Consider the following 22,838-nt stretch of genomic DNA (forward strand, 5'->3'; position numbering starts at 1 on the left):
GAGTAACCCACTTGACGGGTGTTTAGAGGTTCACTTCGTTCACTACGTTGGCCAGCTGCTGTCCAGCGGCGAGTCGCTCGCAGTTACCGACCGCTTCGGCCAGGTAGCGGTGCATGGTGTCGGCGGTGTACCACGTGGTGTGCGGGCTGACGACGACGTTGTCGAGCTTGAGCAGTGGATTGGCGGCGTCGACGGGCTCGGTGGCGAAGACGTCGAGGCCCGCGGCCTGTAGGGGTCCGTGCTGTAGTGCGGAGACCAGCGCGGGTTCGTCGATGACGGCGCCGCGTGAGGTGTTGACCAGGACCGCACCGGGTTTCATGAGGCCCAGCGCCTCGGCGTCGAGCAGCCCTTCGGTGTGTTCGGTGAGCGGCAGGTGCAGCGAGACGACGTCGCTGGCGGCGAGCAGGTCGGGGAGCGTCCGCCAGCCGGGGTGGCCCTGCGCGCCAAGGGTATTGGTGTGCACGACGGTGGCGCCCATGGCGGTGACGATGGTCTCGACCCGCTTGGCGATGTTGCCGTACCCGATGAGGCCGACGGTGCAGCTGCCGATGTCCCGGACCGTTTCGCCGAGTGTCGGGTCGGTGGGCCAGCCGGCGCCGGCGCGCGTGGCGCGGTCGAGTTCCGGCAGCCGTCGCAACGCGGCCAGCATCAGCATGACGGCGCCCTCGGCGACCGACGGCGCGTTGGCGCCCGGCATGTTGGCGACCGCGATGCCGAGCCGCGTCGCGGCGGCGACGTCGATGGTGTTGACGCCCGCTCCCATCTTGTGGACCAGCTTGAGGCGCCCGCCCGATTCCAGATCCGCGGCGCTGACCGGCCGCAGGACGTGCCACAGCACCTCGGCGTCCGGCAGCTCCCGGTAGAACGTCGTGTCGTCGTCCGCCGCGCAGAACCGCACATCGACCAGATCCTGCAGCGGAGCAAGGAATTCGATGACCCGCGGGCCGGGCGTGAAATGCGCCAACACCCGCACGGGCCGGCTCACCGCCACCGCTTGGCGATCCATTTGGCGATCAGATCGGCCTGCTCGCTGCGGGCGCCCGGGGTGGTGAAGTAGTGGTCGGAGTCGATGGCGTGCAGCGTCTTGTCGGTGGTGGCCAGCGCGTCGTAGATGCGTTGCGCGTCAGAGGGATACACGCCCGAATCCTGTTCGGCGTTGATCACCAGCGCCGGGTTGTCGATGAGGGCCAGGTGCGGCTCGGCCCGGGTCTGGGCGTGCCGCAGGCTCCACATCGTCAGCCAGCTGCGCAGTGTGCAGGCCGCGGCAATGCCGTTGGCCGAGCGGTTGGCCTGCACGGGGGATCCTGCATAGCACTGATTGGCGGGGCGCTTGGTGGGTTCGAGCGTGGGGTCGATCATGCGCAGGTCGGCCCAGGTGCGCATGACGGTGAACGGGCGGTCCCGGAAGCCCGCGGCACGGACGCGCGCATATTCGGCCTCCACCCAGTCGGTGATCGCGTGGTTGCGGGCGACCTGCGCGTCGCGGTACCGCTGGACGAATTCCGGCGAGAAGGGCGGGCCGTTGTGCTCGGCGAACGGGTCGAGATCGGGATCGGTTGCCAGTGCGTCGGTTTCATCGGTCACCGAGCCGTCCATCCAATTGGTCAGCACATCCGGTCGGCCCGGGTGGGCGGCGCTGGAGACGTAGCCGTCCGCCGGGAGCAGGTCGTAGACACCGGCCGCCGGGCGCATCCCTTCCAGCGGCGTGATATTTGGTGACAGCGCCTGGGCCTGGTAGGCGGCCATCAGGGAGCCGCCCCCCGAATTGCCCAGCAGAATAACGGTTTCCACACCGGCGACCTCGCGCAGCCAGCGCACCCCGACGCCGATGTCCACGAGCGCGTGATCGAGCAGAAAGCTGGATTCGTAACCGCGGAATCGGGTGTTCCAGCCGAGGAACCCGATACCGCGGGTTGCCATGTAGTCGGCGAGATAGTGCTCGGCGAAATCGATCTGGTAGTGCGTGGCGATCATCGCCACCTTGGGCTTCCGGCCCATGCCGCGGTAGTAGATGCCCTGGCAGGGGTGACCACCAGACCCGGCACGCAGCGCGGTCGGCGAGTCCATCCCGATGAACTCTCGGGTGACTCCCGCGGCAGACGAACTTCCAGGTCTATTCATGTACGCGGATTCCCCTCGTGGTAGATGGTCCGGTAGAAGATGTTGGCCAGGGTGGTGACGCAGGCGTCGTCGTCTGCGGTGGTGGCGCCATCACCTGACAATTGGGTATAGCAGAACTGGTTCAGCATCGATACCAATGCCACGGCAACTAGCCGTGGATTGTCATCCGGGCAGAAGCCTTGCTGCTGAGCGTGTTTGACCATCGACACGATCAGTGAGATCGGTAGCTCGCAGATTTCGGACCAATACTGCGCGAAATCGTCGTTGATCATTGCCAACTGGGAAATGGCGATGACCTCGGCAAGCCGGTGCCGGTAGGTCTCCCAGTGCGCGGCGGCGGCCTGGTGGGAGCGCTCCCAGTTGGTCAGCTCGGCGCTGATGGCCGGCAGGGCCCGCTCCCGGGCTTCGTCGCGGAAGCGTTGCGCCCATTCATGGACCATCGCCTCCTTGGAGTCGTAGTAGTTGTAGAACGACGCCGTGGACCGGCCGGCCTCGGCTGCGATGTCCGAAATGGTGGTCGCCAGAATGCCTTTGCGGGCAATGACGGCGCGGGCGGCGCTGTCGATCGCCGCTTGCGTCTGGCGCCCCCGCACGGTGGGCAGCTGCTCGCGGGGCGCGACAGTCACAGTGGCGTCCTTTCGAGGTGTCATTGATCAAACCTGAACCTGATGTTAGATTCAGATTAGGTGATTGACCAGACCCTGTCGTCAGGAGTGGCACGATGATCAAGCCCGACAACCGCAACGCCGAATTCGAGCTGGGCGGCATCAACCACGTCGCCCTGGTCTGTGCGGACATGGCGCGGACCGTCGACTTCTACTCGGGCGTGCTGGGCATGCCGCTGGTGAAGTCGCTGGACCTGCCAGGCGGCATGGGGCAGCACTTCTTCTTCGACGCCGGCAACGGCGACTGCGTGGCGTTCTTCTGGTTCGCCCAGGCTCCCGACGGAGCGCCCGGTATCTCGCAACCGGCGGCATTGCCCGGTATCGGGGAGTTCATGAGCGCCGTCGGGTCGTTGAACCACTTGGCCTTTCACGTACCCGCTGAGAAGTTCGACGAGTACCGCAAGCGGCTCAAGGAAAAGGGCGTGCGGGTCGGGCCGGTGCTGAACCACGACGAGAGCCCCATGCAGGCGTCGCCGACGGTGCACCCCGGCGTGTACGTCCGGTCGTTCTACTTCCAGGACCCTGACGGCATCACGCTGGAGTTCGCCTGCTGGACCAAGGAATTCACCGAGGCCGACACCGTGACGGAGCCGCGTACCGCGGCCGACCGGCGGCCCGCGGTGGCTTCTGTCTGACGGCTGGAATGCCGGGTTTGTCTCGAGCGTGCAATCAGACCGCTTGAATCTGCCGCGAAATCGACGATCTGGTGGCACGGTCGCGAGCCTCCGCGTGCTGGGCACTTGACAAGCAAATGTCTTGCGGACGTCGACCCTGCGCTGACGCTCACAAAGCTCGAGTGATGGGGACCCGGGCTGCAGGATCAACGTGAGACTGTCATTGATTCCGCGGCTACGGCGCAAAAAGCTGAGTGCGCGAGACCATGAGTGCAGGATCAATACCCGCCACGCTCGGCGCCAACCTATTTCGTCGCTTCGACGAAGTAACCGCGCGGGACGTCGGGCACATCCATCGGCACCGCGGGGGCGAACCAACGGCCCCACTCGTTGCCCGGCACAGCCACGTCGGTGACCACCGCCGACCAGCCGTGGCGCTCTGCGAGCTCACCCGGCTGGTCGGTGCCGAACAACCACGGCGCGCCGTTGCGTGCCATCGACTGGCGTACCGCCGCAAGCAGTTGCGCGTCGAGCAGCGTCTTGCCGACGATGTCGTACAGCAGCACCGAACCGGCCGCCGACAGCGCGTCGACCCGCTGGAAGACCGTGCCGACAGCGGCCTCATCGAGGTATTGCAGTAGTCCTTCGATCAACCAGACTGTCGGCTTCCGGTCGTCAAAACCGTTGCACTGCAGTGCTTCTGTCCAGTCGCCGGTGAGATCGACGCCGACGGCCACCCGGGTGCACAACGGATCTTCGCCCTCCAGCGCCGCGGCCTTGGCGGCGATCACCTCGGGCTGGTCCAATTCGTACACCGTGGTGCCGTCCGGCCAGGACAGCCGGTAGGCGCGGGCATCCATACCCGCGGCGAGAATCACGACCTGACGGACGGACCGGGTGGCGCGCAGCAGGGCCTCGTCCCAGAACCGGGTGCGCACCACGATCTGCCGGGTCGGGCGGTCCCCGGCTTCGGCGACGGCTTCGGCGAGCAGCCGGCGGCCCGTCTCCCCGGCAAGGCGGTCGGCGAACGGATCGGTGAAAAGGCGGTCAGGGCGGCGTGATTCGTCGGCGCGGATGGCGGCGACCAGAAGGCCGGTGTTCGCGACGGCCTGTGCTCCTTGGTGCATGTCCCCATGGTGCCGGTCTGATGCGCGCGACGCTTGGATATTTTTGCCCGTTGACTGATTACCCCGGCAGCCCCACATGGCTGGGCAGCGCGCTGCGCCGCTGGGCATATTGGGTCGGCGTGACCGAGGTGAAGCCGCGGAACTCGCGCACGAAGTGCGGTTGATCGAAGTACCCGAGAGTGGCCGCGACGTCGGCGCCGTCGCGGCTGCCGGCATCGAGCAGGCGCAGAGCCGCCTGGAGCCGCCGCACGCGCAGATAGGCCTTCGGGGTGAGTCCGATCTCGTTGCGGAACGTCGCGATCAAGCGCTTGGGGGACAGGCCCGTCAGCTCGACGGCCTCGGAAACCCGGAGTGACGGTTGGTGTTCGGCGGTGTGCAGAACCGGCATGAGGGTGTGGGAAATCGGCCGCAACCGGGCGAGGAGGAAGTCCTGCACGATCTCGATGCGTCGCGGCCAGTCTGGTGTCCCGATCAGTTGCTCGCGCAGCAGGGCGGCGTCGGCGCCCCAGAGATCGGTCAGGTTGACGCAGGAATTCTCCAAGTCCGCCAACGGAATTCCGAAGAAGGGCAGTGCGCCGCCGGGCCGGAAATGAATGGTGAGCACCGCTTCGCCCGGATCGATCCGGGTGACGTACGACAGCGTGCCCGGTCCGGTGAGGAATGCCGGCTCCACCGGCATCCGGGTGGCGCCGTCGGCGGAGAAGAAGTCGACGCGATCCCGGCCGCCCACGTCGATCACCACGGTTGCGGCTCCGCGCGGCAGTGCTCGGCTCCGATCGGTGGCCACGCCACCGTGCGCCCAGTAGCCGAAGAAGTCGATGTGCTGGTGCAGCGGCGACCGGGGCCGGCGCAGCCGGGGTCCGTTCACCGGCGGACGGCCCGCTTGCCGAGCGTGTCCAGCAACAACGCCAGATGATCGATCAATTCGTCTGGGGTGAAGGTGATTTCGCCCGACAGCCAGGCGCTCAGCGTCTGTCCGACGCCGCCCACCGCGAAATGGGTGCTGGCCCGGCGACGGTCGCCGGCGGGCAACTGCAGGGCATCGCCTGCATGCTGGCCGAGCAGCATGGCGAAGAAGACGGTCGATTCGTTGCGCTTGCGTGCCACCACTTCGTTGGACAGTTGGGCGCTGAACAGCAGCCGCCCGACCCTGGGGTCGTCGGCGATGGCGTGCACGATGTTGGCCATACCGGCGCGGCTCTGCTCGTCGAGCGGCGCGGCAGCGACCGCGGCCTGCGTCGTGGTGGCGAGGTCGGCTATCACGTGGTCGAACACCGCCTCGACGAAAACGTCCTTGTCGGAGAAGCTTTCGTAGAAGTAGCGCATCGCCACGCCGGCTCCGCCGCAGATGGTCCGCACCGTGAGTTCCGGTGCCGGCGGCGCGGCTCCCAATATCTCCAGTCCGGCGTCGATCAGCCGGGCCCGTCGTTGGGCCAGGCGTTCTGCCGCGTCGATCCCGCGGTACGGGCGTACCTGAGGCACCCCGCCATCTTGACACCTGCACCGCGCCCCGGGCAATATCAGGAATCAATCGTTCTCACTTTTGCTAGGAGGACCAATGACGGTCGATCTCGTCGAGATGCCGGTCAACGCCTGCGCGCCCGGCCGCCGGGTGCGGCGCGACGTCCAGTACGCCGACGGGCTGATCGGTGCGGCACTGCTGGCGGGCCCGGCCAACGTGATCATGCAGCTGGCCCGGCCGGGCGTCGGCTACGGCGTCGTCGAGAGCCGGGTGGAAGGTGGCCGGACCGACCTGCACCCGATCAAGCGCGCCCGGACCACATTCACGTACCTCGCGGTCGCGATCCTCGGCTCCGACGAACAGAAGGCGGCGTACCGCAGCGCGGTGAACACGGCGCACCGGCAGGTGTACTCCACCGCGGACAGCCCGGTGAAGTACAGCGCCATGGACAAGAACCTGCAGCTCTGGGTTGCCGCCTGTCTGTTCAAAGGCGCACTCGACGTGTACCGCCTGGTGGTCGGCGAGCTGGACGACGAGACTGCCGAGGAGTTCTACCGGCAGGGCATGACGATGGGCACCACATTGCAGGTGACGCCCGAGATGTGGCCGGCCGACCGCGCCGCCTTCGACAAGTACTGGCAAGAGTCGCTGGACCAGGTGCACATCGACGACACGGTGCGCGAGTACCTGTTTCCGATTGCGGCGGCGCGGTTGAAGGGGCTGCAGCTCCCTGGCCTGCTGCAACGCCGGTCCGAGGCGCTTGCGCTGCTGATCACGACGGGTTTCCTGCCGCAGCGCTTCCGCGACGAGATGCAGCTGCCGTGGGATGCCAAGCGGCAGAAGCGCTTCAACTCGCTGATGAAACTCGTCAAGGCGGTCAACCGCGTGCTGCCCGGGCCGCTGCGGCGGTTCCCCTTCAACTGGATGCTCATGGATCTGAACTGGCGCATCCGCACGGGGCGTCCGCTGGTCTGAGTCTCGTCCCAGTCGGCGTCCACGTTGTCGGCGTACCCTCGCGCGGGTGCGGACCGACAATGACAGCTGGGACATCAATACGAGTGTTGGATCGACTGCGGTGATGGTTGCCGCGGCGCGAGCATTGGAAGCGGCGAAGCCCAATCCGCTTGCCGTGGACCAATATGCCGAGGTGTTCACCCGCGCCGTCGGTGGCGTCTGGGCCGACGTGTTGGACGGTGAGGCGCCGGAACATCCGTTGGCGACGCCCGAATTCGGCGAACCGTTCATCAACTTTCAGGCGTCGCGGACCAAGTACTTCGACACCTACTTCCAGCGCGCCGCGGCGGCCGGCGTGCGCCAGATCGTGGTGCTGGCCGCAGGGCTCGACTCGCGCGCCTACCGCCTGGACTGGCCCGACGGCACCGTCATCTACGAGCTCGATCAACCGCAGGTACTCGAGTTCAAGCGGGAAGTGTTGGCCGGCAACGAAGCCGAACCGAAGGTCCAGCGCCGGGAGATCGCCGTCGACCTGCGCGATGACTGGCGGACGGCACTCACGGCTGCCGGTTTCGATCCCGCCCGCCCGTCGGCGTGGATCGCCGAGGGGCTGCTGATCTATCTGCCCGCGACGGCACAGGACGACTTGTTCACCGGTATCGATGCCCTGGCGGCACCCGGCAGCTGGGTGGCGGTCGAAGAGGGCAAGCCCGTGCCGGCTGAGGTGTTCGCGGCCAAGCGTGCCGCCGGGGATGACATGGCGGAAGGCTTCTTCAAGCTGATCTACAACGAGCAGATCGCCCCCGCGGCGGACTGGTTCGGCGCGCGCGGCTGGAGCGCGGAGGCCACAGGGCTGGCCGACTACTTCCGGTCGGTGGGCCGTCCGGTGCCGACGAATCCGGAAGCGGCGACCATGATCGCATCGAACACCCTGGTCACTGCCGTTAAGGAGTGAGCGTCGTCACCTGCTCCGACGGAGGGGTGCGTCTCGACAACTTAAGTTATGCAATGCTAACTTCGCAGGGGTTAGCTTAGGCATACTTAAGGAGATATGCGGGGACTCTAATATCCCGCGAACATCAACATGGGCACTGACACATTTGCGGTATCCGCCGCGGCGCACTTCCAGCAAGGCGCGCCCGCGCGGCGGCACAGTGCCCGTTCCTCGGCCCGTCGGGAACCAACCCGTTCCGGATGCCGACTCCTTCTTAGGACGGCCGCCAGATGAGCGGTGGTTCGTCCTCTGGCGTGTCGACGACGGAAAGGACCCACGTGCGACCGAGCACCGCGGGCAGTAACACAGTGGTCGCCGATGTCGATGCGGCGCAGCGGGTATCGCGGGTCGACCGTGATGTGCTGACCCGGTTCGCCACCGGCTGCCTGGCGCTCGGCCTGAGCGTCGACGGTCGCCGTCGCCCGGCTGACCTCGACGCGGCCCTGGGTGGCTTCCTGACGTTGACGCGCATCGCCGGCGAGCACTGCGACGCCTGGACCGGGTTGGCCGCCGCTGGTGCGACAACGCCCGACGTGGTGGAGGCGATCTGGCGGACGGTGGCTTCGGCCGGCGTGTTGCAGCGGGCGCTCGAACTCGCCGACGGCGACCTGGGCTTCACCTACGACAGTGGTCTGTACCTGCAGTTCCGCGCCGCCGACCGGGACGGCTTCCAACTCGCTTACGCCGCAACACTCGCCGGCGCCGGGGCGTACGAAGAGGCCGATCAGCTGGTGGGCGAGCTGCTCGACCGCAAGCCGGGCTGGCTGCCGGCGCGCTGGGTGCGAGTGGCCATGCACCACCGCACCCGCCGTTGGTCCGACGTGGTCCGGCAGCTGACCCCGATCGTCAACGACCCCAACCTGGATCCGAACTACGCGCACGCCGCGCGGGTCGCGCTGGGTATCGCCCTGGCACACCTGGGGATGTTCGCGCCGGCGCTGTCGCACCTCGAGGACCCCGAGGGACCGGTCGCGGTCGCCGCCGTGGACGGCACGTTCGTCAAGGCGTTGTCGCTGCGGGCGCAGGGCGAGGACGACGAAGCCACCGACGTGCTGGCCGAGCTGTACGCCGCCCACCCCGACAACACCGCCGCCGAGCATGCGTTGACCGACACCAGCTTCGGTATCGATCCGACGACCGCGGCCCGGATCGAGGCCCGGCACAACCCCTGGGATCCCGAGACCGAGCCGACCGAGGCCGACTTCTTCGACCCGGATGCCAAGTCGCGCAAGGCCCATCTGCTCGTCGAAGCGGAGGCCGAGCTGGCCGAGTTCATCGGCCTGGAAGAGGTCAAGTACCAGGTGGCCCGGCTGAAAAGCTCTGTGGCCATGTCGATTCGGCGCCAGGAGCGCGGCCTGGCCGTGGCCCAGCGCACCAATCACCTGGTCTTCGCCGGACCTCCCGGAACGGGTAAGACGACCATCGCCCGCGTCGTCGCCAAGATCTACTGCGGCCTCGGCCTGCTGCGCAAAGAGACGGTGCGCGAGGTGCATCGTGCCGACCTGATCGGCCAGCACATCGGTGAAACCGAAGCCAAGACCAACGCGATCATCGACAGCGCGCTCGACGGCGTGCTGTTCCTCGACGAGGCCTACGCGCTGGTGTCCACCGGCGCCAAGAACGACTTCGGTCTGGTCGCCATCGACACTCTGCTGGCCCGCATGGAGAACGACCGCAGCCGTCTGGTCGTGATCATCGCCGGCTACCGCAAAGACCTGGACATGTTCCTGGACACCAACGAAGGTTTGCGCTCGCGGTTCACCCGCAGCATCGACTTCCCGTCCTACTCGGCGACCGAACTCACCGAGATCGCCATGCGCATGGCCGAAAAGCGCGACAGCGTCTTCGAACCCGCGGCGCAGCAGGAGATGGAGCAGCTGTTCGGCCACCTCGCGACGGCGACGACGCCCGACGCGGCGGGTGTCGCGCGCCGCAGCCTGGACATCGCGGGTAACGGCCGCTTCGTCCGCAACCTCGTGGAGCGCTCCGAAGAAGAACGTGAGTACCGGCTGGATCACCTTGCCGCGCACGACTTCACCGACGATGAACTCATGACGATCACCGCGAGTGACGTCAGCAACTCGGCCGCGCCGCTGCTGCGGGGCCTCGGACTGGTGGTGCCCCAGTGACCGACCGTAAGAGCTTCAGTTCGCGTACCCCGGTCAACGAGAACCCGGATCAGATCCACTACCGCCGCGGATTCGTCACGCGGCACCAGGTGTCGGGTTGGCGATTCCTCATGCGGCGCATCGCATCTGGTGTGGCCATGCACGACACCCGGATGCTGGTCGACCCGTTGCGAACCCAGAGCCGCTCCGTTCTGGTCGGTGGCCTGGTGCTCGTCACCGCGCTGGCGGGCTGCTTCGTCTTCTCCCTGATCCGGCCCGCCGGCGTCGCGGGTAACGACGTGATCCTGGCCGACCGGGAGACGTCCGCGCTGTACGCCCGGGTGGGCGACCAACTGCACCCCGTCCTGAATCTGACCTCGGCCCGGCTCATCGCCGGGCGCCCGGACAACCCCACCATGGTCCCGAGCGCGGAGCTGGACAAGTTCGCGCGCGGCAGTCTCATCGGCATCCCTGGTGCCCCGGAACGTATGGTGCCCAACACCTCTCGTGATGCCGACTGGACCGTGTGCGACGCGGCCACCGGCGAGGTCGTCGGTGTCACCGTGATCACCGGTCCGCTGACCGAAGGCGGCTCCCGCGCGGGCGCGCTCGGTCCCCACGACGCGGTGCTGGTGCGCAACGATGGCGTCGGCTCGGCCGGTGTCAACGGGGGCAGCTGGCTGCTGTGGGACGGCAGGCGCAGCGCCGTCGACCTGAACAACCGGGCGGTGACGGCCGCACTCGGCTTGGGCGCCAACGGAACTGCCCTGCCCACGCCCCGCGCAGTCGCCGACGGCCTGTTCAACGCGATCCCGGAGTCGGCCCCGCTGGCCGCGCCGCCGATCGTCAACGCGGGCCAGCCCACGCCGTACCCCATGCCGGTCGCGGCCCCTGTCGGCGCCGTGGTCACCGCGGTCACCACGGAGGCCGCCACCGATAACGCCGTGCGCTACTACGCGGTGCTCGATGATGGCCTGCAACCGATTTCACAGGTTGTCGCGGCGATCCTGCGCAACACCGACTCGTACGGTCTGGAGCAGCCACCGCGCCTGTCGGCCGACCAGGTCGCCCGCATCCCGGTCTCCACGGCGATCAACACCGCGGCATACCCGGAGCGCCCGCTGGCCGTCGTCGATGCCACCAAGGCGCCGCTGACGTGTGCTCGCTGGACCAAACACGATGGCGCCACGACCAATTCGCTCACCCTACTGGCGGGAGCCACGCTGCCGCTGCCCGCCGACGAGCACACCGTGGCCCTGGCCGGACCGGCCGGCACCGCGCAGCGCGTCGCGGTGACCCCGGGCATCGGGTACTACGTCCAGGCCACCGGCCAGGGCGGTACCCCGGCGCTGTCCGGCTACTGGATCAGCGACACCGGCGTCCGCTACGGCATCTCCACCGAAGGCGATGCCAGCAATGCCAACCGGAAAACCCCTGCCGCGCTGGGACTCACCGCAGCACCGCTGCCGGTGCCGTGGTCGATCCTCAGCCAGTTCGCGCCCGGCCCGACGTTGTCGCGGAGTGACGCGTTGCAGATCCCGGCGCTCGTGCCCACCCGGACGAGCCCGGCAGTCGAAATCGCCGTGAGGGAGAACCCGTGAGCCGTCTGATCTTCGAAGCGCGGCGCCGGCTGCCCGTCCCGGCAACCCGTGCGAGCGTCATCACCATCGAGCCGCCGCCGGAGCTGCCGCGGCTGGTGCCGCCGTCGTTGCTGCGCCGGGTGCTGCCCTACCTCATCGTCATCCTGATCGTCGGCATGGTCGTGGCCCTGGTGGCCACCGGCATGCGCGTCATCTCGCCGCAGACGCTGTTCTTCCCGTTCGTGCTCCTGTTGGCCGCCACCGCGTTCTACCGCGGCTCGGACAACAAGACCCGGACCGAGGAGGTCGACGCCGAGCGCGCCGACTACCTGCGCTACCTGTCGGTGGTTCGGGACAACGTGCGCGCCCAGGCTGCCGAGCAGCGTGCCGCGCGCGAGTGGTCCCACCCCGCGCCCGACCAGCTGGCCGCCATCGCGGGTACCCGCCGCCAGTGGGAGCGCGACCCGCACGACGCCGACTACCTGGTGGTGCGTGCAGGCTTGCACGACGCCCGCCTGGAGACGGTGCTGCAGGTCAAGGACACCGCGGCCGAGATCGATCTGGAGCCGGTGTCGCACAGCGCATTACGCGGACTGCTCGATGTGCAGCGGACGGTGCCCGCGGTGCCCGGCGGCATCGACCTGGCCAAGGTCTCGCGCATCACCGTGCTCGGCGATGCCGATGAGGTGCGGGGCGCGCTGCGGGCCTGGATCGCGCAAGCGGTGACGTGGCACGACCCGGCCCTGCTCGGGGTCGGCCTGGCCGCGGCGGACGCCGAGGCGCTGGAATCGGAGTCGTGGTCGTGGCTGAAGTGGCTGCCGCACAGCGATATTCCGGGCCAGATCGACGGTGTCGGCCCGGCGCGCTACCTCGCCGCCGGCGTCGCCGAGCTCGCCACCCTGCTGGCCGGTGAACTCAGTGACCGGCAGCCGTTCGGCGCCGCGGACACCACACCGCTGCGGCACCTGCTGATCGTCGTGGACGACCCGGACGCCGACCTCGGTGAGCTGCTGCCGCGGGCCGGCCTGGCCGGTGTCACGGTGCTGCAGCGCGGCACGGAACAGCCGGAGTACCCGGACCCCGACCGCCCCGTGCTGCGCGTGGCCAACGGCCGTATCGAGCGGTGGGCGGCGGCCGGCTGGCAGCCGTATTTCGATGTCGCCGATGACTTCTCGCCGCATGCCGCGGCACACCTGGCCCGCGGTCTCGCGCGCTGGGACTCCAACCCGAACCGGGCCCGGAGCACCGGTGCCGGACTGGCCACCTTCGGCACCCTGCTGGGCATCCCGGATGCGGCCGCGCTGGACGTCGCCGGTCTGTGGGCGCCGCGCTCGCGCGCCGAAGAGCTCCGGGTGCCCATCGGTGTCACCGCCACCGGTGAGCCGCTGATGTTCGACCTGAAGGACGAGGCCGAAGGCGGCATGGGCCCGCACGGCCTGATGATCGGTATGACGGGCTCAGGCAAGTCGCAGACCCTGATGTCGATCCTGTTGTCGCTGTTGACGACTCACTCGGCCGAGCGCCTCATCGTCATCTACGCCGACTTCAAGGGCGAGGCCGGCGCCGACATCTTCCGGGACTTCCCGCAGGTCGTCGCCGTCATCTCGAACATGGCAGAGAAGCGCTCGCTGGCTGACCGGTTCGCGGACACCCTCCGCGGTGAGGTGGCCCGGCGTGAGCAGCTGCTGATGGAGGCCGGCCGCCGCGTGCAGGGCAGCGCCTTCAACTCGGTCCTCGAGTACGAGGCGGCGCAGGCTGCCGGGCACGACCTGCCGCCGATCCCGACGCTGCTGGTGGTCGCCGACGAGTTCTCCCTCATGCTCGCCGACCATCCCGAGTATGCCGAGCTGTTCGATTACGTTGCCCGTAAGGGCCGTTCGTTCCGCATCCACATCCTGTTCGCATCGCAGACGCTGGACGTGGGCCGGATCAAGGACATCGACAAAAACACCTCCTACCGCATCGGTCTGAAGGTCGCGAGCCCGTCGATCAGCCGGCAGATCATCGGCGTCGAGGACGCGTACCACATCGAGGCCGGTCCGGAGCACAAGGGCGAGGGCTTCCTGGTCCCCACGCCGGGCGCGGTGCCGGTCAAGTTCCGCAGCACCTACGTGGACGGCATCTATGACCCGCCACGCACCGAGAAAGCGGTTGTCGTGCATGCGGTTCCGCAGCCACAGCTGTTTCCGGCGGGCCACGTCACCCCGGCTCCCGACACCGTGATCGTCACCGATACGGCGCCGGATCTGCGTCCGCCCCGTAAGCTTGTCGCCACCATCGGCGAGCAGCTGGCGCAGTACGGCCCGCAGGCACCGCGCCTCTGGCTGGCCCCGCTGGACGAGCCGATCGCGCTGCCGGAGCTGTTGGCCGGCACCGAGATTCCCGCCGGCCACGGCCGGTGGCCGCTGGGCGAGATCGACCGGCCGTTCCAGATGCGCCGCGATCCGCTGGTCTTCGACGCCACGTCGGCGGCGGCCAACCTCGTCATCCACGGTGGACCGAAGTCCGGGAAATCGACTGCACTGCAGACGTTCGTCCTGTCGGCGGCCGCGACGCACTCGCCGCGTGCGGTCACGTTCTACTGCCTCGACTACGGCGGCGGCGGGCTGCGCTCGCTCAAGCCGCTGGCCCATGTCGGCAGTGTCGCCTCGCCGCTGGAGCCCGAGCGCATCCGTCGCACCTTCGGTGAACTGGAGCAGCTGCTGGCGTCCCGCCAGGCCCGCGCCGCCGCCGGTGACGGCGATCTGCGCGACGACGGCTACGGCGACGTGTTCCTGGTGATCGACAACCTGTATGCGTTCAGCCGGGACAACACCGACATGTTCAACACCCGTAACCCGTTGCTGTCCAAGGTGACCGAACTGGTCAACACCGGTATGGCCTACGGCATCCACGTGGTCATCACGACGCCGAACTGGCTCGAGGTGCCGCTGGCGATGCGCGATGGCCTGGGTCTGCGGCTCGAGCTCAAGCTGGCCGACTCGCGCGACAGCAATGTGCGGTCCACGGGAACCCCGGGCGTGACGGCACTGACTCGCCCCGCCGATGGCGTCCCCGCCGACCAGCCGGGCCGCGGCCTGACCATGGCAGCCGAGCACTTCCTGTTCGCCGAACCGGATCTCGGTGCGATCGCCGCCATCAACGCCCGGTACCCCGGGCAGACGGCGCCGCCCGTGCGCCTGCTGCCGACGGACCTGGCCCCGGAAACCCTTGCGCCCCTGTATCACAGCCCCGAGACGGTCGTCATCGGTCAGCGCGAGCAGGACCTGGCACCGGTCACGGTCGACTTCGCGGCCAACCCGCTGCTGATGGTGCTGGGCGATGCCAAGTCCGGCAAGACCACGTTGCTGCGGCACCTGATCCGCACGGTGCGGGACAACTCGACGCCGGAGTCGGTGGCGTTCACCGTGATCGACCGCAGGCTGCACCTGGTGGACGAGCCGTTGTTCCCGGACAACGAGTACACGCCCAACGTCGACAGGGTCACCCCGGCGATGCTCGGTCTGGCGGCACTGCTCGAAAAGCGCAGGCCCCCAGCTGGTCTGACGGCCGCCGAACTCAGCGGGTGGACCTACCGGAACGGTCAGGGCAACCACCTGCACTACCTGATCATCGACGACGTCGACCAGATCCCGGACGCCCCGGCGGTCAGTGGTCCGTTCGTCGGCCAGCGGCCCTGGACGGCACTGCTGGGGCTGCTGTCCCAGGCGTCCGAGCTGGGTCTGCGCGTGATCGTCACCGCCCGGGCCGCCGGCTCCGCCCATGCGGTGATGACGGCTCCGTTGCTGCGCAGGCTCAACGAGCTGCAGGCCACCACCGTCATGCTGTCCGGCAACCCGCAGGACAGCGGCCGCATCCGCGGCCACCGGTTCAACCGGCTGCCTGCCGGTCGGGCCATGGTGCTCGGCGACAGCGACGAGGCCACGTACGTCCAGTTGATCAATCCGCTGGTGGCCGACCCGATCACGGGCCGGCCCACCGGAACACAACGAGGGGAGTTCCACTGATGACCTTGCGCGTCGTTCCCGAAGGACTGACCGCAGCCGGTGCCGCCGTCGAGGCGCTCACCGCTCGGCTCGCCGCCGCCCACGCCGCGGCCGCGCCCGCGGTCACCGCGGTGATCCCGCCTGCCGCGGACCCGGTTTCGCTGCAGACGGCGATCAGCCTGAGCGCCCACGGCGCCGAGCACGAGGCGGTCGCGGCACAGGGCGTCACCGAACTGGGCCGTGCCGGTGGCGGTGTCACCGAAGCCGGCATCAGCTACGCGACGGGCGACGCCGAAGCCGCCGCCACGTACGTGACGGTCCTGGGCTGACATGACCGCCCCCATGGGGATAGGCCTGCCAACCGCCCCCATCTGGGCGGCGCTGCCGCCCGAAGTCCATTCGACGCTGCTGTCCAGTGGACCCGGTCCGGGCTCCCTGCTGGCCGCGGCGGCTGCCTGGCAGTCGCTGAGCACCGAATATGCCTCGGCCGCAGCCGAACTCACCGCATTGTTGGGTGAGGTCCAGGCGGGGGCGTGGGAGGGTCCGAGCGCCGAGCAGTACCTCGCCTCCCACGCGCCGTATCTGACCTGGCTGGCCCAGGCCAGCGCCAACAGTGCGGCCAACGCGGTCCAGCACGAGACGGCCGCGGCCGCCTACAGCACCGCTCTGGCTGCGATGCCGACGCTTCCCGAACTGGCTCTCAACCACGTCGTGAACGCGGCTCTGGTCGCGACGAATTTCTTCGGTATCAACACTATTCCGATCGCGTTGAACGAAGCCGACTACGCCCGCATGTGGCTGCAGGCCGCGACCGTGATGGGTACGTACCAGGCGGTGTCGGGCGCTGCGGTGGCGGCGGCCCCGACGACCACGCCGGCACCGATGATGCTGGCGGCGGGCGTCGGCGAGGCGGGCACCGCGTCGGCGAGCGCGACGCAGGCCGGTGCCCAGCTGCAGGCCGCGGATGCCGGTACCTCGCTGGATGCCTCGAACGCGATCACCGACTATCTGTACAACTACATCAAGACGCTGCCCGGTGGCGATCTGATCTGGAAGTTCCTGCAGGATCCGCTGGGCCAGATCCAGCAGATGATCTTCGACTTCCTGACCAACCCTTCGCAAGCGTTGACCACCTGGGGCCCTTTGCTTTTCGCGCTGGGCTATCAGGCGTTCTTCCAGCCCGTCGGCTGGGGCACCTGGGGCGCGATGCTGTCGGCACCGTTGTGGGGGCCGGCACTGATCGCCGTCGGTCTGTCCAGCCTGGGCCTGCTGGCGCTGCTGGAGCCCGACTACGTGCCGGATCCCGAAGTCGCAGATGCATTTCCGCCGCCGCCGCAGTTGCAGGCTGCCGACCACCAGATGCCGGTCGTCAGCGTCGCCCCGACGGTGCCGGCCACCCCGGCCTCCCCGGCAAGCGCGCCTGCGCCCGCACCGACTTCGGTCGCGGCCCCCGCCCCGGCGGCGCCGGCACCGTTGATGGCGTACGCGGTGGCGGTCGACGATCCGGGCCCGGGCTTCACCCCGACCCTGCGGGACGGCGCCACCGCGCCGGCGCCGGCATCCGGGATCGCTGCCGCTGCCGCGGCGGCAGCCGCAGCGGCCGCGACCGAGCGGCGGCGTGCCCGTCGCCGTCGTGCGGCGAAAGAGCGTGGTGTCCGCGACGAGTACATGGACATGAACTCCGAGGTCGATCCGGACTTCGGGGACGACGCCGGCGCGGACAGAGCGCCACGCGCCGATGTGCTCGCCTCGGCCCGCGGCGCCGGCCCGATCGGGTTCAGCGGCACGCTGACCCGCCAGGACCAGCAGGCGACAGGCCTGAACCGCCTGACCGGCAACGGTTTCGAGGGCGGTGTCACCGAACCCATGCTGCCCGGCAGCTGGGACACGGAAGGCGGTGCCAACCGCTGAGCCTGCGGACCAAGAGATTTGACCACCAACAGAATTCGGACGAACCCCGAGAGGAATCACCATGAGCATGCTCGACGCACACATCCCCCAGCTGATCGCTTCCGAGTCGACCTTCTCCGCCAAGGCCGCACTGATGCGCAGCACCATCGGCCAGGCCGAGCAGGCCGCGCAGTCGGCCCAGGGCTTCCACCAGGGTGACTCGGCGGCTGCCTTCCAGGCTGCACACGTCCGCTTCATGGCGGTCGCTGCCAAGGTCAACGCCCTGCTGGACATCGCACAGGCCAACCTGGGCGACGCGGCCGGCACCTACGTCGCGCAGGACACCGCCGCGGCCGGCACCTACACCTCGGTCTAGCCGCCGCACCCCGACCCAGACACCGAGCAGCGAGGAGATCCCATGTCCCAGATCATGTACAACTACCCGGCGATGCTGGCCCACTCCGGCGAGATGACCGCCTACGCGGGTGCCCTGCACGCCGTCGGCCTCGACATCGCCAGCGAGCAGGCCGCCCTGGCCGGCGCCTGGCAGGGTGACACCGGAACCAGCTACCAGGCGTGGCAGGCCCAGTGGAACACCGCGATGGAAGAACTCGTCCACGCCTACCGCGCGATGGCGAGCACCCACGAGACCAACACGCTCTCGATGAGTGCGCGCGACAGCGCCGAAGGCGCCAAGTGGGTTTAGGTCCAACGGTTCCGGCGCGTTCCGTGTCGCATGACACGGAGCGCGCCGGAGTCCCGGTCTCCGCGGTCGAACTCACCGCGGAGCAAGCCTGGTTCCTCGCGGACCGTCTGGGCGCCGGGGGCTTTCCGTGGGTGCTGGCCATCACGCAGCCCTACAGCGACCCCGCCGCCAAGAACGGCTTCGATGCCGACCAGGTCACCGCGCTGACGCGGATGGGGGTGCTGTCCGCAGACGGCTCCGTGCATCCCGCTGTCGCGCAATGGATTCGGGCCGTGTGCCGGCCCCGGCGCTGGCTGGAACTGCGATGGGTGTCCGGATCGGGCGCCATGCTGCGCGGGATTCTCGTGCGCAGCGGCGACCTGACGGTCGCGGTCCTGCGCAGTGAGCACCTGATGACCTGCACCGCGCTGACCGTCGCGTCCCCCGATGCGCTGGTGCCGGTGCTCACGGCAGGCTTGTCCGGCCGCCCGCCCGCCCGGTTCGACGAATTCGCCATGCCCGCGCACATCGGTGCCAAGGCCGACGAACGGCTGCGCCGCGGCGACTCGCTGGACGACGTGATGGACCACCTCGGCATCCCGCCTTCGGCGCATGCCGTCGTGCGGGCCGCGTTCGCGCCCGGGCGCAGCTACGTGGAGATCGTCGCGGGCGATCATCGCGACGGTCACCGGATCAGCACCGACGTGGGCGTCAGCATCGTCGACACCGCCGCGGGCCGCGTCGTCGTGGCGCCGGTGAAAGCCGCTGACGGCACCTGGATTTCAAACTTCACCCCGGGCACCGACCTCGCCGTCACCGCTGCGGTGCAGCGGTTGACCGCGACACTGCCCGACGGTCCCTGGTTCCCCACGGCGAACCTGACCCGAGACTTCGAGACCTCGACTGGAGAACGGAAAGAACATGTCCCCCAACACGTCTGGTAGTACTGCGATGCCGATTGTGCGGGTCGCGGTGCTCGCCGCGGGCGACGAGCAGGGTGGTCGCGGGCGACTCACCGACGTCGCCCTGCCGGCGGGCCTGCCCCTGCGCGAGATCGTGCCCGCGGTGCGCCGCATCATCGCACCAGAGGCCGCCTCCGGCGCCGAGCTGTCACTCGCCCCGCTGGGCGGTGCGGCGTACAGCCTCGACGCGACCCTCGACACGGTCGGTGTGGTCGACGGTGACCTGCTGGCGTTGCAGCCGGTACCTGCCGGTCCGCCGGCGCCGCGCATCGTCGAGGACATCGCCGATGCCGCCGCCATCTTCTCCGCAGCCCGCGAAAACCCTTGGGGCAATGCGCATATCCGGCGTCTCGCGGCGTGGGCCGTCGTGGCCTTGACGGTGCTCGCCACCGTGCTGGCGACGCTGGTGCGGGTCCGCACCGGTCAGCCGGCCGGGCTGTTCACCGTGGTCGGTTTGGCGGTGCTGACAGTCGCGGTGGCCCTGCTGACCCGGCCCGCCATGCCGCGGCTTGCGACAGCCCTGAGCCTGGCGGCGCTGCTGCCCGTCGGCGCGGCCTTCGCGCTGGCGGTCCCCGGCCCGTCCGGCCCGGCCACCTTGCTGCTGGGCGCGGCAGCGGTCGCGGCCTGGTCGATCGTCAGCATCACCGTCGGCGGACAGGCCATCGCGGCCTTCACCGCCACGACCGTGCTCGGCATCGCGGGCGTGATCGTCGGTGGCGCCGCTTCGCTCTGGCAACTGAACAACACCGTGATCGGCGCTGTGCTCATCGTTTTCGCGCTGCTCGTCATGGTCCAGGCCGCGCAGTTGTCGACGCTGTGGGCGCGTTTCCCGGTGCCGAACATCCCGGCGCCGGGTGACCCGACGCCGTCGGCCCTGCCGCGGTCGGTGCTCGCGGATCTGCCGCGCCGAGTCCGGGTGTGCGACGCGCACCAGACCGGCTTCCTCGCCGGTGCGGTGCTGACCCTGACCGCCGGTTCGGTGGTCCTGGTGGCGGGGGCGCACCCGTCGCCGTGGGCGTGGTACGTGGTCGTGGCCGCCGCGTTGGCGACGGCGCTGCGGGCCCGCATCTGGGACTCGGTGCCGTGCAAGGTGTGGCTGCTGAGCCAGCCGTATCTGCTTGCGGCCGTGCTGCTCACGCTGTTCGCCGGCGGCGGCCACTACGCCAACGCCTGGTGGTCGCTGGGTGTGCTCGCTGCGCTCGTGACGGTCGGTGTGGTGGCTGCCCTGAATCCCCAGGTGGCCGACCCACAGACCTACTCGCTGCCGATGCGTCGCCTCGTCGGCTTCGCGGCAACGGCATTGGACGCTTCACTGATCCCGGTGCTGGCCTACCTGGTGGGTCTGTTCGCCTGGGTCATCAACCGGTGATGGTGCGCATCCGGCGCGGAATCTCCGTCCTGACAGCCGCTTTCGCCGCCACCGCCGCAGTGGTGCCGACGGCACTGGTACCGGCCGCCGGTGCCATCGTGCCGCCGCACGTCGACGAGCATGCGGCGCCGCCGTCGGGCAGCGTTGGCCCTGTCGCGGCGATGGGGCAGCGCGGACAGTGCGTCACCGCCGGCGTGCTGCCCGGCACCGATCCGGGCGCACCGGGTCCGGGTCATACCCTGCTCAACGTGCCGGGCGCCTGGGCCTTCAGCCGCGGCGACGGACAGACGGTGGCGGTCATCGACACCGGCGTACATCCCGGTCCGCGGTTGCCCAACGTGCAGGCGGGCGGTGATTTCGTGGAGAACACCGACGGACTGACCGATTGCGACGGCCACGGCACCCTGGTCGCCGGCCTGATCGCCGGTCAGCCGGGCGCCGACGGGTTCTCCGGCGTCGCGCCGGGTGCCCGCATCCTTGCCATCCGTCAGACGTCCGAGCGCTACGCCCCGCGCGGCAACGGGGGAGACCCGGCAGCGGCACACGCGACCATCGCGGTCGCGACGCTGGCCCGCGCCGTCGTGCATGCCGCCGACCTGGGCGCCAAGGTCATCGCCATCACGGCGGTCACGTGCCTGCCCGCCGACCGGCCCGTCGACCAGACCGAACTGGGCGCGGCACTGAAATACGCTGCGCAGGAGAAGGATGCGGTGATCGTCGCCGCCGCAGGCAACGATCGGGCCGGCCTCGCCGGTGGCCCATCCTGCGAGGCGAACCCCCTGGACAACCCCGGCAACGCGGCCGACCCGCGCAACTGGGCCGGGGTGAAGTCGGTGTCCATCCCGTCGTGGTGGCAGCCGTACGTGCTGTCGGTCGGATCGCTCGACGCCGCCGGACAACCGTCGGACTTCACCACGCCCGGGCCCTGGGTCGGCATCGCGGCACCAGGTGAGAACCTCGCGTCGACCGGGGCGAACGGTTTGGCCAACGCACTGCCCAACGAGCGTGGCGACCTGTTCCCGTTGCGCAGCAGCAGCTACGCCGCGGCCTACGTCGCCGGTGTTGCCGCCTTGGTACGCAGTCGATTTCCCGCACTGAACGCGGCCGACGTGACGCACCGGCTGACCGCCACCGCGCACGGCGCCGCGCGGTCGCCGTCGAATCTCGTGGGTGCCGGCGTCGTGGACCCGGTTGCGGCCCTGACGTGGGATCTGCCGGCGACAACCCCGGCGCCGAAATCCGTTGCGGTGGCCATGCCGCCCGAACCGGCGCCCAAGGACACCACGCCCCGGACCATCGCGTTCACCGGTGCGGCAGTGCTGGCGATCGCCGCGCTGATCGCCCTGGTCGCGTACCGAAGAAAGGACGGCGCCCGATGACGGCCCGAATCACGTTGGCATTGCTGGCGATCATCCCGGCGGCCATGACGTACCCGTGGCACACGACGCCGCAGAAGTGGATCCTGGGCATCGCGGTCGCCGTGGTGCTGCTGGTGTTCGCCTGGTGGCGCGGACTGTTCTTCACCACCATGGTGTCCCGTCGCTTCGCGGTGTGGCGCCGGAACCGTCGCGGCGCCACACGGCCGGCGGCCGGTCAGGTCACCGTGGTGCTGGAAGCCGACGAATTTCCTTACGACGCACTGCCTCTCGTCGCTTCCTACGTGGACCGCTACGGCGTGCGGTGTGACTCGGTGCGCGTCACGGAGCGGCGGCTCGACGGCACGCGCAGCGCGTGGGTCAGCGTCACGGTGGCGGCTGCGTCGAATCTTGCTGCGCTGCAGGCGCGGTCGTCGGAGCTGCCGCTCGCGGACACGGCGGAGAAGGTGGCCCGCCGGCTTGCCGACCAGCTTCGCGAGGCCGGCGTCCCCGTCATGGTTACCGAGGATGCGGCTGCCCCCATGTCGGCCGACGCGCGCGAGAAGTGGCGCGCCGTCGTCGACGGCGACGGCTACCTGACCGCCTACGGGTTGCCCGCCGATCAGCGACTGCCGGAATGCCTGGGCGAGCTGGCGGCGACAACCGAACTGTGGACGGTGCTCGAGTTCGCCCCTGGCGCAACCATTTCCGCGGCCTGCGCGGTGCGCACGGCCAACGCTCCCGCCGCGGCGGCAGTCGCGGGTCTGGCGCGCGAGTCGGGCCGGCAGGGACCGCTGCTCGCGGCGATGGCCCCGGCGTCGGCCGGCGGCCTCGGCACGCGCCCGGGTGTGCTGACCGCGGAGCTGCTCGAGGAGCTGTCCGGACTCGGCGCCGGCACCGCCGTTGAGTCTGCGGCTGGGGCGCAGACGGCCGAGTAGGGAGGGCCGTACCCGCAGGGTCAACGGG

20 protein-coding genes are annotated in these 22,838 nt (G+C 69.3%); 14 read left to right on the plus strand and 6 right to left on the minus strand.

The features are described 5' to 3' along the window. Positions 1 to 22 precede the first annotated feature (22 nt). The 3 genes from ACJEIK_RS01595 to ACJEIK_RS01605 are packed head-to-tail and all read right to left on the minus strand — an operon-like array spanning position 23 to position 2,747. Positions 23 to 1,006, minus strand: a complete 984-nt coding sequence (locus tag ACJEIK_RS01595) for a 2-hydroxyacid dehydrogenase (protein ID WP_267324522.1) — start codon at positions 1,004 to 1,006, stop codon at positions 23 to 25. Beyond that, entirely contained in the window at positions 982 to 2,121 is a 1,140-nt protein-coding gene (locus tag ACJEIK_RS01600) for an alpha/beta hydrolase (protein WP_267324523.1), read from the minus strand. Before ACJEIK_RS01600 ends, ACJEIK_RS01595 begins: the two co-directional genes overlap by 25 nt. Beyond that, complete coding sequence (locus ACJEIK_RS01605; RefSeq protein ID WP_226520444.1) at positions 2,118 to 2,747, minus strand: TetR/AcrR family transcriptional regulator; 630 nt, start codon at positions 2,745 to 2,747, stop codon at positions 2,118 to 2,120. The genes ACJEIK_RS01600 and ACJEIK_RS01605 overlap by 4 nt, the downstream gene beginning before the upstream one ends. A gap of 95 nt (positions 2,748 to 2,842) precedes the next feature. On the opposite strand from ACJEIK_RS01605, the gene ACJEIK_RS01610 reads away from it, so the two are divergent. Next, positions 2,843 to 3,421, plus strand: coding sequence for a VOC family protein (locus tag ACJEIK_RS01610; protein ID WP_061003154.1), 579 nt, complete (start codon positions 2,843 to 2,845; stop codon positions 3,419 to 3,421). A gap of 284 nt (positions 3,422 to 3,705) precedes the next feature. Here ACJEIK_RS01610 and ACJEIK_RS01615 read toward each other — a convergent pair whose 3' ends face one another. From ACJEIK_RS01615 to ACJEIK_RS01625, 3 genes are read right to left on the minus strand one after another with little or no spacing between them, the layout of a single operon-like run. Beyond that, positions 3,706 to 4,527: an SAM-dependent methyltransferase gene (locus ACJEIK_RS01615; protein ID WP_409430919.1), complete on the minus strand. Its 822-nt coding sequence runs from the start codon at positions 4,525 to 4,527 to the stop codon at positions 3,706 to 3,708. A 58-nt stretch (positions 4,528 to 4,585) separates the two neighbouring features. Then, positions 4,586 to 5,395: a helix-turn-helix domain-containing protein gene (locus ACJEIK_RS01620; protein ID WP_409430920.1), complete on the minus strand. Its 810-nt coding sequence runs from the start codon at positions 5,393 to 5,395 to the stop codon at positions 4,586 to 4,588. Continuing rightward, positions 5,392 to 6,009, minus strand: coding sequence for a TetR/AcrR family transcriptional regulator (locus ACJEIK_RS01625; RefSeq protein WP_293012237.1), 618 nt, complete (start codon positions 6,007 to 6,009; stop codon positions 5,392 to 5,394). Before ACJEIK_RS01625 ends, ACJEIK_RS01620 begins: the two co-directional genes overlap by 4 nt. A 76-nt stretch (positions 6,010 to 6,085) precedes the next feature. On the opposite strand from ACJEIK_RS01625, the gene ACJEIK_RS01630 reads away from it, so the two are divergent. The 13 genes from ACJEIK_RS01630 to eccE all read left to right on the plus strand — a co-directional run bounded on the left by ACJEIK_RS01630 (position 6,086) and on the right by eccE (position 22,810). Further along, on the plus strand, positions 6,086 to 6,964 hold the full coding sequence (locus ACJEIK_RS01630; protein WP_409430921.1) for an oxygenase MpaB family protein: 879 nt from the start codon (positions 6,086 to 6,088) through the stop codon (positions 6,962 to 6,964). 46 nt (positions 6,965 to 7,010) lie between these two features. Next, a complete protein-coding gene (locus ACJEIK_RS01635) occupies positions 7,011 to 7,898 on the plus strand; it encodes a class I SAM-dependent methyltransferase (RefSeq protein ID WP_409430922.1) in 888 nt (295 codons plus the stop codon). A 347-nt stretch (positions 7,899 to 8,245) separates the two neighbouring features. Beyond that, positions 8,246 to 10,066, plus strand: coding sequence for a type VII secretion AAA-ATPase EccA (gene eccA, locus ACJEIK_RS01640; RefSeq protein ID WP_409431788.1), 1,821 nt, complete (start codon positions 8,246 to 8,248; stop codon positions 10,064 to 10,066). Next, positions 10,063 to 11,646: a type VII secretion protein EccB gene (gene eccB / locus ACJEIK_RS01645; RefSeq protein ID WP_061010351.1), complete on the plus strand. Its 1,584-nt coding sequence runs from the start codon at positions 10,063 to 10,065 to the stop codon at positions 11,644 to 11,646. The genes eccA and eccB overlap by 4 nt, the downstream gene beginning before the upstream one ends. Beyond that, complete coding sequence (gene eccCa / locus ACJEIK_RS01650) at positions 11,643 to 15,632, plus strand: type VII secretion protein EccCa (RefSeq protein ID WP_409430923.1); 3,990 nt, start codon at positions 11,643 to 11,645, stop codon at positions 15,630 to 15,632. Before eccB ends, eccCa begins: the two co-directional genes overlap by 4 nt. After that, the gene (locus ACJEIK_RS01655; RefSeq protein ID WP_064860575.1) at positions 15,632 to 15,940 is read left to right on the plus strand and encodes a PE family protein; all 309 of its coding nucleotides are present in this window, start codon (positions 15,632 to 15,634) and stop codon (positions 15,938 to 15,940) included. Before eccCa ends, ACJEIK_RS01655 begins: the two co-directional genes overlap by 1 nt. A 1-nt stretch (position 15,941) precedes the next feature. Continuing rightward, positions 15,942 to 17,522: a PPE family protein gene (locus ACJEIK_RS01660; protein WP_409430924.1), complete on the plus strand. Its 1,581-nt coding sequence runs from the start codon at positions 15,942 to 15,944 to the stop codon at positions 17,520 to 17,522. 61 nt (positions 17,523 to 17,583) lie between these two features. Next, positions 17,584 to 17,877 (plus strand): WXG100 family type VII secretion target, encoded by a 294-nt coding sequence (locus tag ACJEIK_RS01665; protein WP_061010344.1) that lies wholly within the window; start codon positions 17,584 to 17,586, stop codon positions 17,875 to 17,877. A 42-nt stretch (positions 17,878 to 17,919) separates the two neighbouring features. Continuing rightward, entirely contained in the window at positions 17,920 to 18,207 is a 288-nt protein-coding gene (locus tag ACJEIK_RS01670) for a WXG100 family type VII secretion target (RefSeq protein ID WP_064860576.1), read from the plus strand. A 23-nt stretch (positions 18,208 to 18,230) separates the two neighbouring features. Further along, entirely contained in the window at positions 18,231 to 19,130 is a 900-nt protein-coding gene (locus tag ACJEIK_RS01675; RefSeq protein WP_064860577.1) for an ESX secretion-associated protein EspG, read from the plus strand. A 7-nt stretch (positions 19,131 to 19,137) separates the two neighbouring features. After that, positions 19,138 to 20,517: a type VII secretion integral membrane protein EccD gene (gene eccD, locus ACJEIK_RS01680; RefSeq protein ID WP_409430925.1), complete on the plus strand. Its 1,380-nt coding sequence runs from the start codon at positions 19,138 to 19,140 to the stop codon at positions 20,515 to 20,517. Next, complete coding sequence (mycP, locus tag ACJEIK_RS01685) at positions 20,517 to 21,896, plus strand: type VII secretion-associated serine protease mycosin (RefSeq protein ID WP_409430926.1); 1,380 nt, start codon at positions 20,517 to 20,519, stop codon at positions 21,894 to 21,896. The genes eccD and mycP overlap by 1 nt, the downstream gene beginning before the upstream one ends. After that, complete coding sequence (gene eccE / locus ACJEIK_RS01690; RefSeq protein ID WP_409430927.1) at positions 21,893 to 22,810, plus strand: type VII secretion protein EccE; 918 nt, start codon at positions 21,893 to 21,895, stop codon at positions 22,808 to 22,810. Before mycP ends, eccE begins: the two co-directional genes overlap by 4 nt. Positions 22,811 to 22,838 lie beyond the last annotated feature (28 nt).

The organism is Mycobacterium sp. SMC-16, assembly GCF_046250085.1.
Lineage (GTDB): Bacteria > Actinomycetota > Actinomycetes > Mycobacteriales > Mycobacteriaceae > Mycobacterium > Mycobacterium phocaicum.